The sequence below is a fragment of the Dyadobacter sp. CY326 genome (assembly GCF_021390515.1).
Lineage (GTDB): Bacteria > Bacteroidota > Bacteroidia > Cytophagales > Spirosomataceae > Dyadobacter.
Map to the genome: position 1 here is coordinate 374,775 of NZ_JAJUXI010000002.1, position 13,213 is coordinate 387,987.

At 47.7% G+C, this 13,213-nt stretch carries 5 protein-coding genes; all 5 read right to left on the reverse strand.

Going from position 1 to position 13,213, the window contains the following annotated elements; all coding sequences use genetic code 11:
* Positions 1 to 46: 46 nt before the first annotated feature.
* The 5 genes from LZG73_RS02200 to LZG73_RS02220 all read right to left on the reverse strand — a co-directional run bounded on the left by LZG73_RS02200 (position 47) and on the right by LZG73_RS02220 (position 13,151).
* Positions 47 to 2,338, reverse strand: a complete 2,292-nt coding sequence (locus LZG73_RS02200) for a GEVED domain-containing protein (RefSeq protein WP_233845861.1) — start codon at positions 2,336 to 2,338, stop codon at positions 47 to 49.
* A 307-nt stretch (positions 2,339 to 2,645) separates the two neighbouring features.
* Positions 2,646 to 3,812, reverse strand: coding sequence for a glycan-binding surface protein (locus LZG73_RS02205; protein ID WP_233845862.1), 1,167 nt, complete (start codon positions 3,810 to 3,812; stop codon positions 2,646 to 2,648).
* Between the two features lie 19 nt (positions 3,813 to 3,831).
* Entirely contained in the window at positions 3,832 to 5,457 is a 1,626-nt protein-coding gene (locus LZG73_RS02210; protein WP_233845863.1) for a RagB/SusD family nutrient uptake outer membrane protein, read from the reverse strand.
* A 35-nt stretch (positions 5,458 to 5,492) separates the two neighbouring features.
* Complete coding sequence (locus tag LZG73_RS02215) at positions 5,493 to 8,711, reverse strand: TonB-dependent receptor (protein WP_233845864.1); 3,219 nt, start codon at positions 8,709 to 8,711, stop codon at positions 5,493 to 5,495.
* Positions 8,712 to 9,014: 303 nt separating this feature from the next.
* Entirely contained in the window at positions 9,015 to 13,151 is a 4,137-nt protein-coding gene (locus LZG73_RS02220) for a two-component regulator propeller domain-containing protein (RefSeq protein ID WP_233846470.1), read from the reverse strand.
* Positions 13,152 to 13,213: the final 62 nt, after the last annotated feature.

Below are 13,213 nucleotides of genomic sequence, written 5' to 3' on the forward strand. Positions count from 1 at the left end.
CCATTCAACCGCTTTGCTCATTTTTAATATAATGCTAGCGATATTATTATCTGGCAATAAGCACCTTTTGTGTGCTGACCGTGCCATCCAAATGAATGATTGACACGATGTACATGCCTTGATTAAGCTTCGAAACATCAATTCCGTCGTGAAAGTCTTCCTTACTTTCAAATACTTTTGCACCAGATACGGCATGTAATGTAACTTCTTTCACCAGTTCATCATTGCTGATCATGATCCGACCGCTCGCCGGGTTGGGATAAGCGTTAAGCGTCGAAGTTTCGTCAAAAGTAACACTGATGATTTTGCTCAGGGAAAAGGTTTTGTCAAGATCAATCATTCTTAGGCGATAAAAATTCCGGCCTTTCACAGGAGCCCTGTGCTCGAATGTATAGTTTGCCTGAACGCTGCTTTCACCTTTTGCAACCACCGTTCCAACTAAATTCCAATTTTTGCCATTAATACTATGCTCAATTTCGAAGCGGTCTGCGTTTGTTTCTTCGGCTGTTGCCCATTTAAGCGCTATATGCTGTTCTCGGGAAGATGCGTCGAACGAAATCAATGTGACCGGCAGGGCATCTGCAAATGGTAAAAAATAATCTTCAACCTCTCCGTTGGTGGCCAGGCCCGTCATTCCGCCTGTTGTTAAAACATCCGTCGTGAGCCGGACTCTTACAAAAGTCCCTACCTTTTTCTCAAATCCGCTCATTGCTACAACCGGCCACACCAATGTTGCTTCTGTCCCGCCAGAGGCTAATGTTGTACAAACTCCTTCTCCTGATTCAAACGTGCCGTTATTATTCCAATCAATCCACCCGCACAGATTGGCAGTCAGTGCTGTCGTATTACGGGCCGAAACTTTGACTGTGTAATTTGTAAATATGCCGCTACCCGCTGCGGAAACGATTGGGAATGAAGAAATTCCGTCCTCATCATCCGTGCCTGTGTTATCATCACCCCTTGCAGCCGAACCGGTGTCGCCATCGGCATCGATATCGATTGTTGTTCCCAGTGTAAGATCGGGGTTTACCTGATGAGCCGCACCATTGTCTGCTGCTTTGGTTCCATAGGAAGCAGCTGCATCGCCATAATCATATCCTGCATTGACAAACTCAACATGCACGGTTTGCCCTGCCCCCACCGTAATGGTTGCATTGCGGTTATCAAGGTTTGTTACCACCGAACCGCCAAATGTGTTGATGCCAACCAGTTTCCACGCTGGCTGTGTAGGATTTTCTTCCACCCTGTAAGTGCCCGGCGCAACATTCAAAACAATACTGTTGGCATTGCCCGACTGACGGACCTTGTGGCTGTTCATCCAGCTTCCGTTTTCCCGGCGTTGAATAATTTGTCCGCGACCACTGGTGGGCACGTCGTCTTCGGCATTCAGTGTCAGAATGGGCGTATCGCCGTCGGCCCCTGCCGATAAACCCGATGGATTGCTTCCGAATCCGATGCCACTGCTGTTTAGGTCAGCAACCCATGCGCCGTTTTCCAGATAATAGCTCGTTGTTGAATTGACAGCCCATACCCTACCGTCAGCTGCGACCGTAATGTCCCTGAATGACAAGGACGGAAATGTTTGAGCAATCGTCGCGACATTCCCGGAAAATGTTACGTGGTAAACCTCTCCGGCAAGTTCGCTAAGCACATATACGGAGCCATCGGGAGCTACGTCCAGACGAGTGCCACAAACATTTGGATACTCGGTAAAAAATCCGCCTCCTGTACTGCGGGCCAAAGTATGGCATCCGAAATTTCTCACCAACACATATGCGTTTTGGATTGTACCAGCGGAAACGCCAACGTCCACAGCGTTTATTGTGGCCGACACCAATTGAAAGGTGTTTAAAGTGCTGTTCCAGTTAAAAAGAGCACCCTGGTCATTAACCAGCACCGATCTGCCATTCAGGGTGACATCGATTCTGGTGCCAGTGCCATCCACCTGCACCCACGCTGATGAACCGCTCGGTCGGTAATAAATGTTCCCATTTCCTGCTCCGGATTCCCGAGCAGCAACTGCCCACACTGTATTATTCTCGCCCATGCCCACATCCTGCATGGAAATGAACGCCGGATCATCATTCAATACAAATGACGGGACGGACGGAATTTCCGTAAAAAAAGTAAAGTTGACACCCGGAGCGATCTCTGGCTGTGTTTTTTTGGAAACAATGATTGTTCCAAAATCAGCATTCACCCTGGCATTCTCATTTGTTGTCCTGCCAGGAATTCGTTGCTGAGCGAGAGAAACGGAAATAATGTTGACCAAAACCAATAACAAAATCAGTTTTGTGACCATTAATAATACACGACCATCAAAGTATAGAGTTTTCATATTGAGTAAAAAAAGGTTGGAAATGTGAATGGAATTTGCCTTGAAGAAACAGCGTGATCTCAGCCTGCCTTGCGGATTTTTTGCAATGCCATCCTCGTCGCTGCTACGCAAATTTACCGCCTCAAAACCTGGCGTGATATAGCAAATAATTGCTATGCAGCACTCGGGCTTTTTCATTTCAGTGCCTTCGAAATAACGAAATGGCCGTAACCTTAGAGTTAAGAGGCTTTTACCCAAACCCTCCAAACAAAACAGGGCGCCCAGCAAATAAATGCTGAGCACCCTGGCGACATGAGAGAGTCTGATCTTACTTTTTCACAATCCGGAAATTGTCAACGCTGCCATTAAATGAGGCAATCGCGACGTCCGGCGTGCCGAAGGACACTTTTAGATCAGTGATTTTGGACACATCCGCAATGCTTGCGCCTGCGGCGTTTTTAAATTCTGAAAGTTCAATTACGGCTGTTCTCCAGCCACTGGTCTGGTAACCGGTTGCGGTGTATTCTGTTGAATTCCATGGCTGGAATGCGTAAGTGAAGTCCGCGCCGCCTGCTGAGATGGTAATGTCGTATTTACCCGCCTTCCATGGCTCAGCAATGTTATGCTCGAATTTAAACTGTCTTTCCGTTGCTGGTCCTGCGGCTAACTTGAAGTCGAAACTGCATGTTGCGAAAACCCACGCGTCAGAATAACCGGTTGCAGGCAATTTGGTTTGCTTGATCCTTGAATATTTACCCGAAATCGCGCCGGCGTCAGTGCCTGGAATGATCGCAGCCGATCCGTAGCAAACATCTGACCCCCAAGTGGTTGCAGGCACATCGAAATTGATCATATTCCCTTCCGAACTGTTAACCTTATAGCCCGTTTTCACCGTTCCAAATTCTCCCTCCACTGTAACAATGTCCGAAACAGCAGTTGCAGGCATTTTAACCGTGATTTGTTTTACAGAACTGCTGACAATCGGCACATTTGTTGCGCCAACTTTTACAGATTTAATGTTGTAAAAATAATCGCCGTTAATGACAAGGTTGCCGCCTGGTTTTACAAACTCGGAATACAAACCTGCCAGCACCGGCGTTGGCGGTGACAAAACAAAATCGTAAGTCGCCTCACCGCCTTTGGTCTGCACTTTGATCTTGTTCGAAACACCCGCATTCACGGCCTTGGTCGGAGCCTCTGCTGGAATGGTCACGATCACATTGGAATTGCTTCCCAGTGCCGCATTGAAAGTCGCTTCAAAATCATTGAAATACACTTTCATCACACTCCCCAAGTTTTGTCCCTGGATCACGATCAAACTGCCTGGCTCGGCAGCATTCAGTGAACTGTCCGCCGCCGTTGGATCAAGCAAACGGACATTGGTGATTGACGGCGCACCGTCGACATCGTCATCATTACAGCTCTGGAACGATAACAGCATTCCTGCCGCCATGCACACGCCAAGTGCTGTTTTAAATACATATTTGAAATTCATTGCTGATCGTTAATTAGGGTTAGTCAACTAGTTTGCTGAAATCGAAAGGAACTGGCTCATCTTTTAACGACGGCGCATTTACGAGTTCTCCCTCAGGAAATGGCAGGTAAAGCGTGTTTGCCGACAACGGATAATATTCAGCCGGAGAATACGTCACCGTGTATTTTTTCGGCTTTGTAGAGCCTGCAACGTATGTCATCGTGTAATTTTCCCTGCGTTGAGCCGCTGTGTAAGCAATTGCCTTGGCCGGATTGAAATAATACCAGCGCACCACTTCATTCCACGAGTTGCCTTCAAATACCGTTTCAATTCTTCTCTCCTTGAAAATATCTTCAAAAGTCAGCGAAGTTTTGCTTGGCAAACCAGCCCTTTTACGCACTGCATTAAAGTATTCCAATGCTTTCGGGTCGGACGTTGTCGCTGCATTTCCCAAAATCGCATCTGCGTAGATCAGGTAAACTTCCGCAAGGCGCAACATGTAGGAATTGATGTTTGCAGCCATGAATCCACCCAAGCCACCATTGTCTGCCGGTGAACCCACAATGTATTTTTTGATCGCTGAAAGCGCCGCTGGTCTGTTGTATTTCAATCCACCGGTTGCTTTCTGAATGTTTGGATAAACATCGCTGTCGAACATTGCGATTGATTTTCTGCGAAGCGAATCCGCCGGATTTTCAACGAAATATTTTACCAAATCCGCTGAAAGACCCTGTGCCGCACCCCAGCCATCGCCGGTTGTGGTAATGTTTGCATCGTAAGCAAAATATGCCTGGAAAGAGTTGTTAACGCCCCAAGGACTGCTAACCGGCATCCATTGCAGCGAGAAAAGGCTTTCCGAGTTGTTTTTAGATGAATTGTTGTTTGCACTTTCAAACAGCTCTGCATAAGTAGGCGCCAATGAACGACCGCTGTTGTTGATCACGTCTGCTGCGTAATATTTGGCACTGTCCAGGTCAGACTGGTTACGCGTTCCATTCTGGTTCAAACCGGCGCGCATCAAATACATTCTCGCCAGCATGCCTTCCGCAGAATATTTGGTCAAACGGCCTTGCTCAGCAGTTAATGGCAGGTTTTCAGCTGCAAAACGATAATCCTGAATAAGCAATTTCCATACATCTTCAATGCGGTTACGAACTGGTGATAGGTTAAGCTGCGCAACGTTATCATACACAATCGGCACCGCTCCCCAGTTGGTCACCAGATAATAATAAGCCGTTCCGCGCATGAAGCGACATTCGCCCAATCCCTGCGCTTTTACAGCGGCAGAAGCTGTGCTTCCAGTTGCTTCCTTAATCGCTTTGTAAGCATTGTTGCTTTGCGCAATGATCTTGTAAAAAGATTTGTAACCCGGCAAAAGCGTGCTTACATCCGTTGACGGAATCGCGTGCTTCACGTAAGCCGTGCGGTCATTGGAATTCAAGTTTCCGGCGCGTGCTTCCTGAAAAGACATATTTGCCTTGTCATTGAAATCGAACCATACAATGTTATAAAGTGGTGCAGTTCCGGCAAGGATTTCTGCGTCTGTTTTGTAAAAATTACCCGAGGTAAGTGCGTCCAAAGGCGGGCGGTCGAGGAATTCCTCTTTGCAACCCTGCATAAGCGTCAATGCGCCGATAGCTGCCAGGAGTTTGATTTTGAATTGCATATAAAAAATGTCTTTTGAAATTGAATTGGAATCGATTAAAAATCAGCCAGGATGCCGAAAGTATACATGCGAACCGACGGATAACGGCCAGTGTCAATGCCTGCCATCACAGTTCCGCCATAGCTCACCATACCAATTTCCGGGTCATAACCTTTGTATTTGGTAATCGTAAACAGGTTTTGCGCACCGACAGAAGCTTTCAATCCGCGGATGAAAACGTCTTTCAACATTGATTTTGGGAAATTATAACTCAGCGTAATGTTCTTCATACGCACATAGCTGCCGTCCTCAATGAAGTTTGTGCTCATCCGGTTGTTGCCATTCGGGTCACCCGGTGCGATACGCGGGATCACGTGGCCTGGATTGGTTAATGTCACGCTTTCTGCATCGCCAACTGCGTAACTGCTAGGACGAGCGTAATTGGCCACCGATTTCCACTGGTTACCAAACACACCGCCGTTGCCCGGCACTTCAGCGCGGTAACGTGGATAGTTCAGAATGTCATTTTTGAAACTTCCGGTCAGGAATGCGTTCAGCTCAAAGTTTTTATAGGTCATGTTGTTATTGAAACCCAATGTAAACTTCGGCCATGGATTGCCAATTACCGTGCGGTCCTCTGCATCGATCACACCATCTCCATTCAGGTCTTTGAATTTCGTATCACCCACCCAGCTGCCTGTTTGCGGATTGATCGTCAGCTCGCCGTTTGAAGTTTGGATCGCGTGGTTTTTAATGTCGTTTGCATCTTGGTAAAGTCCTTCCGCAACGTATCCCGTTAGCATACTCGCAGGTTGTCCCACCTCCGTTTTGAAACCAACCGAAGTTGCATTCCAGATCGGTGTGATCGGGTTTAACAGCGAAGTCACTTTATTGCGGTCGAATGAAAGGTTAACACCCGTTTTCCAATAAAACCCGCCTTTATCAATGTTCACCGTGTTCAGTGTAAGACCAATTCCGCGGTTTTTCATTGAACCCGCATTCACAGCCGGCCAGCTCAAATAACCTGGTGAGTAAGCAATATCACCACCATAAGTAAATGGATATGAGTTAACTGTGATCAAGCTTGTGATGTTTTTAATGTAAGCATCCACAATCAGCTCCACACGGTTGCTGAACATGTGCAGATCCAAACCTCCGTTGATCACATCATCCTTTTCCCAGGTTAGGAATTCGTTAGCAAAGTTAGAGGCCAAAAAGCCTGTTCCCCAGCCTGTTGGAACGGTTTGCAATGTTGAGTAAATCGCATTGCCCCCGCTTCCCTGGTTACCGGAGCGTCCAATTTCGAATCTCAGTTTCAGGTCGTTAACTGCGCTGACACTTTTCAGGAAAGGCTCTTCCGAAACGCGCCATGCCAACGAAACAGCCGGGAAGTTGCCCCAGCGGCGTCCCTGACGGAATGCCGAAGATCCGTCCATCCGGTAAGCTCCTTGCACAAAATAGCGCTCATTAAAACTGTAATTTACACGTGCAAAATACGACTCGCGAGAGCCTGATCCTTTGCCGCTGTTATTGCTCACATTGGAAATTACAGAAGCATCACCACCCGAAAGCTCTTCAATTGTATTGGTAATGAACTTCTTACGTGTTGCTGTAACCGATTCATATGTGAAAGCCTGCGCTTCGTGGCCAGCCATAATGTTGGCTGCATGTCTGCCCACTTTCAAATCATAAGTCAAACGGCTGTGCAAACTCCACCAGTTGTTGGTGTTAACCGAACGCGTAGAAGTTGCCGCATCCTGTGAAACCACATAACCACCGATTGTATAAGCCGGGTGGAATGAGTAATATTTCAAAAACTCTGCGCTTCCGTTTGTTTCGGTGTGCCACGTAAGGTTTTTGGCTAATTTAACATCCGCGAAAATGCTTCCAAGAATGGAAGTACGGCGGTTGTAATCGTTGTAGATCTTGGAGATCATCACCGGGTTTGTAAACTGGAACTGCGTGGAAACAGGTCCGCCCCAGCTGCCGTCCGGATTGGTTACAGGCACACTTGGGTTTTGATCCAATGCAAGCTGAATAATGCCGCCATTGTTCGTATTAACCTTTTCCTCAGTTATTCCGACACTCAGATTGGCACCAATTTTCAGCCAGTTCCGCGTCTGATTTTCCAGGTTCAAACGACCATTATAGCGCTTGAAACCAGAGCCTTCAACGATCCCTTTTTGGTTAAAATATTCACCGGAAAGATAATAAGTCGATTTATCGGTTCCGCCGCTCAAACCTACAGAATATTTCTGCAATGTCGTCGGACGGAAAAGTGCGCCTTGCCAGTCTGTTCCGTTTCCTAACACCGACGGGTCTGCAAATTGCGGTTCCGTAGCTGTGCTGCCGACAGCCGCTGCCTCGTTCCGGAATTGCGCGTATTCACGCAGATTCATCACATCAATGTGCTTTGGCTCCGATTGAACGGTTACCAATGAGTTGAATGTGATTTTCGCCTCGCCCGCCTTACCGCGCTTGGTCGTGATCATCACTACGCCGTTCGCTCCCACCGCACCATAAATGGCTGTTGCAGAGGGTCCTTGCAAAACGTTGATCGTTTCAATATCGTCAGGGTTAATGCTCGAAAGAATGTTCGAAAAGCCCGTTGGACGGTTGTTCGGATCATCTTTCATATTGTCCGGCTTAATCTGCACACCATCGATCACATATAATGGTTGCGTTGTGCCCGTCAATGAGCTCAGACCGCGAATTAAAACCGAAGGTGCTGCTCCCGGCTGACCAGAATTTTGCTGCACCATGACGTTAGCCGCGCGTCCTTGCAAGCCCTGTTCCAGCGATGTATTGATTGTTTTGCTCAAATCTTTACCTGAAACCGTCACCTGCGAGCTCGAAACGTCTGTTTTCTTCATTTCGCCGTAACCCACCACCACAACCTCATCCAGCGCGGCAATGCTTTCCTGTAATCTGATGTCAATTTTAGTTTTGTTTCCAACCGGAACCTCCTGCGTGACCGATCCGATGAAAGAAATAACAAGCGTGTTACCCGCAGCTGCGTCAATCGAAAACTCTCCTCTTGCGTTGGTCGTCGTTCCGTTGGACGTCCCTTTCACAACCACGCTCGCGCCTGGAATTGCTTCATCACGATCCGCAGAAACGACTGTTCCTGTCACTGTTTTTTTGGCATCGCCCTGCGCAAAGGCGCCAGTCGCGGCACCCATCATCCCCAGTGTCAAAAGAAGCGGTCGTAGCAACCCGGCGAGGAACTGCAAGCTGCGACTGATCCGCCTAGTTTTGTACAAATTTTGTTGCATGTTTTTTGTTTTTATAAAGTGACTATTTGGTTACTTCCGACTTATACTTTTCCAATACTCCACTGTGAAGCATAAGATTTTGGCATAAATCGAATGAATAGTTGGACAAATGTGCCTTTAAAAAACATGCAGGAAGGGTGTCAAATGTTTACAATTAGGGTGTCATTTGTAAACACGGACAGATTATCGCGCAATTTTTTCCTCCATAAGTGCATTTTGAGAAACCGGTGGACGAAAATTCAGTGACGAATTTGCATCCAGAAAGATCCTCGATATATGTCAGTATCAGAACGATCTTTTGCACTATTCCTGGGCAACGTGCTGCCTGCGATATTCTGTGGGAAGCATTTTATACTCCTCTTTGAAAAGTTTGGCGAAGTATTTTGGGTTGTTGAAACCGATCTGATAAGCGATTTCAGAGATGGTCAGCTGGCTCTTTTCAAGCAGTCCTGCGCCGCGCCGGATACGGATAATCCGGATGAATTCAATGGGCGTCTTGCCCGTTAACGAAAGGATTTTTTTGTAAAGATAAACGCGGCTCATGGACATTGCATCGCTCAATTCCTCAACGGTGAACTCGGCATTGGGCAGGTTAGCCTCCACCACTTTTACAGCGCTGTTCACAAATTGCTCGTCAAGCGAACGCACCGCGACTTCGGTCGGACGGATTTCCACATGCTGCTGAAATTGCTGCTGCAACTGCTCCCGCTGGCGGATCAGGTTGGCGATCCTCACCTGTAAAATGTCGAGCCGGAAAGGCTTGGTCACATAAGCATCGGCACCCGTTTGGTAACCTTGCAATTGCTGCCCTTCCTCCGCCCGCGCTGTGAGTAAGACCACCGGAATGTGCGAAATGCGGCGATCCGTTTTGATCGTGCGGCAGAGCTCGATCCCGTCCATTTCAGGCATCATGACGTCACTCACAATCAGGTCTGGAATGTGTTCCAGCGTCTTTTCAAGCCCAATTTTCCCGTTAGGCGCTTCGAGAATCTCATATTCCTTTTGAAAAACTTCTTTGAGATAAGCCCTGAATTCATCATTGTCTTCCACAAATAGCACAAGCGGCTTGTTTTTAGCCGGTTTCTCTGCCGGAAGATCTATTTCAATGTCCGGTTCCGCTGCTGGCGACATTTCGGGCAGAGGCAATGCATTGATCCGCAAGGCGCTCTCTTGCAGCGGCATTGTGACGGTGAACGTGCTTCCTTTACCCAGGGCGCTTTCCAGCTCAATGGTCCCGCCATGCATTCTCACAAACTCCGAGGCGATGGAGAGCCCGATTCCGCTTCCCTGATTCACAATGTGGTCGGGCATAGGATGCTGGTAAAATCTGTCGAACACTTTCGCCTGGGCCTCAGGCGGAATGCCGATCCCCGAATCGGCCACACTGATCTCTAAAAATGCATTGTCATCCTGATTTAAAATGTGCGAACGAACCGTCACCTGCCCATTTTCTGGTGTAAATTTGAATGCATTGGAAAGCAGGTTATACATGACTTTGGACAATTTATCCTGGTCAAAATCAGCATAGCGGGATGTAATCTCACTTTCAAATCTATAACGAATGTGCTTGTGCTCAGAAAGTTCCGAAAAGGTCTGCGCGATCTGACGAAGGAAATGTATAATGTCTCCGCGCTCCGGCCGAAACTGCGTTTCCTCCACTTCAAGCTTTTTGAAATCCAGCATTTGGGTCACCAGATTAAACAGTCGCTGCGCATTCCGGTGCACGAGGGTTAGCTGCCTGTGCACGGCGTGATCCGAACGAATGCTTTTCAGCAAATTTTCCAAAGGCGTGAGCATTAGCGTCAGCGGCGTGCGGAATTCGTGGCTTACATTGGTAAAAAACCTGATTTTCATCATGTCCAGCTCATGCAATTGTTGGGCATAATGACGCTCCTGTTCCAATTTAAAATTCATGCGCTCCCGCTCGATCAAGATCCAACGCGCAGTCAGCAATGCACTTGCCACAAATAGAAAATACAGGAAATAAGCCCAGGGCGTGCGCCAAAATGGCGGAAGGATTACCACGCGCAAACTCCGCTCTGTTGACGCGCCACCCTCTTTCATCATCACTTTAAAAACGTAAGTGCCCGGATCGAGGTTGGTGTAAGTGACTTTACGCGTGTTGTCGGCTTCAAACCATTGTTCGTTGAAACCTTCCAATGTGTACAAATAATGGTTCTTCTCCGGATGAAGAAAATTCAGCGCCGCGAACTCAATTGTGAATACGTTTTGGCTGTGTTTCAATACAATGCGATTAATAAAAGACACCGATTGTTGAAGGACCGGATCTCCATCAAACAGTTCGCCGGGATGCACACTTTTGTTAAAAATCTGGAAATCAGTGAGCATTACTTTCGTCGCCGTGCGCTCGTCTGTAATCTGTTCTGGGTCAAAAATGGAAAAACCATTGGCGCCGCCGAAAGCCATTTCACCTGAATGAAGCCTCAAAGCGGCATTTTCATTAAATCCCCTGCCCTGTAACCCGTCGACTTCATTATAAGTCCGGATTTGGAATGCTGTCGGAATGCCCCTGCTTTGTTTGGTAACCCGCATATTGACAAGTCCTTTCGGCGTGCCGAGCCATAAATTTTGCATGCCGTCAATCGCTATCGACAAGACTGCATTATCGGGCAGGCCGTGGCGCATGCCATAAGCGATGAATGTGTTGGTGACCGCATCATAACGGTTCAATCCTTCGGAAGTGCCGATCCAGATGTTGCCAAAACTGTCCTGCGCGAGCGAAGTAACCGCGTCACTGCTTAAACTTCTCGCGTCAGCGGGTTTGTATGCGTAATGCACAAAACGGCCCGTTTGGCGCATCAAAACATCAATTCCGTTTGCCGTTCCAATCCATAAGTTGCCTTGCTTATCTTCCAGCATTGCCGAAATATAGTCGGAGCTGACAGAGTTTGGCGCCAGCCGCTGGTAATGCCGGAATGTCTTTTTGTTTCGGTCAAATAAATCGAGCCCATCGGCAAGCGTTCCCACCCACAGGCGCTTTTGCGAATCTTCAAAAATCTCCCAAACCCGGTCATCGATCAGACTCGTTGAATCGGCAGGATCGTGGAGATAGCGTGTGAATTTTTTACCGTCAAAACTGTTGAGCCCACCGAAATAAGTGCCGATCCACAGCACATTACTTTTATCCAGACACAAGCTGACAATCACGTTATTACTCAGACTGGCGGGGTCACCCGAAATATTTTTGTATTGCCGGAAAGTATTGTTCCTGCGGTCGAAGTAAATCAATCCGCCACCATTCATGCCCAGCCAGAGGTTGCCTTTTTGATCTTCGACAAACATATTTACGTCGTCGAAGGGGAGGCTTTGGGGATTTCCGGGAGTGTGTTGAATGAGTGAAAATTTGAAGATATTTTTATGATAACTACAAAATCCCGTCTTGAATGTTCCGGCCCATATCATGCCGGTCTGGTCTTTATACAACGCCTGAATGCTGTTTTGGCTGATTGTCCGCGGGTCGCCGGGGTTGTAAAGCAATGTGGTGACTGACATGCGTTTTTTGTCGAGCACATTGATTCCGCCGTGGTCTGTGCCGAGCCAGATGCGCCCATCCGGGCCAGCCACCATGGAACTTACCGTGTTGTTACTCAGCCTGAAATCGGGCCCTGCGGTGTTGGCTACGCGTAAAGTGTTGTTTTTAAAATCGAAATAATAAGCGCCTAATGCTGCTTTGACAATGTAAACCCAAGGCTCCCCGTCGTCATCCACGAACACTTTGTGGTTGGATAAGTTGCCCACGTTGCGGTTTTGCAACATTTCACTCTGAATGTCAACATTGTGCGTGTGTGCATTCAGTCGGGCCAGGAAACCGTCGTCACAAACCACCCAGAGATTCCCCTGAGCGTCTTCATCAAAATCAGAAATCAGGCGTTTCGCGGGAGCGGAGGAATCTTCGGACGGGCTGAATTTGACCTTGACCAGTTTTTTAGAACGGGTAAGAAATTTGAGCAAACCGAGTCGGTTGTGGTTAATCCAGTAATCGCCGGAGCGGGTTTTGATAATGCGGCTGAAATTGGCATCGGGCAATCCTAATCGCTTGGCAGCTGCGTCGGCATTGTGGTCAATGCGCTCAGTGACAGGGTCGTAAATGTCGAAACCGATCTGTGTATTGATCCAGATAAAACCTTGCGGATCTTCGAAGATTGCGTTAATGCGTCGGTCAGAAATCGTGGTCGAATCGCCCTGAATGTGCTTGAAAACCCGAAACGAATAGCCATCAAACCTGTTAAGGCCGTTCGCCGTGCCTATCCAGACAAAACCCCGGCTGTCTTTGAGAAAACAATTGACCTGATTGTGGGACAGCCCGCGTTCTGTGTTATATCGGGCAAACTGATATTCGTTCGATTGAGCCGCGCCCTTCTCTACCCATCCCAGCACACCGGCTACAATCAAACAAAAACACCAAAAGAAACTTCGCATCACACAAAAAAACGAACTTTTGCCTCAATTTGTACAAATTGTTTTAAAGCAAAATTCATGCG

Coding starts and splice junctions, on each gene's coding strand:
- LZG73_RS02220 (WP_233846470.1), bottom strand. CDS start 13,151: ATGCGAAGTTTCTTTTGGTGTTTTTGTTTGATTGTAGCCGGTGTGCTG.
- LZG73_RS02210 (WP_233845863.1), bottom strand. CDS start 5,457: ATGCAATTCAAAATCAAACTCCTGGCAGCTATCGGCGCATTGACGCTT.
- LZG73_RS02205 (WP_233845862.1), bottom strand. CDS start 3,812: ATGAATTTCAAATATGTATTTAAAACAGCACTTGGCGTGTGCATGGCG.
- LZG73_RS02200 (WP_233845861.1), bottom strand. CDS start 2,338: ATGAAAACTCTATACTTTGATGGTCGTGTATTATTAATGGTCACAAAA.
- LZG73_RS02215 (WP_233845864.1), bottom strand. CDS start 8,711: ATGCAACAAAATTTGTACAAAACTAGGCGGATCAGTCGCAGCTTGCAG.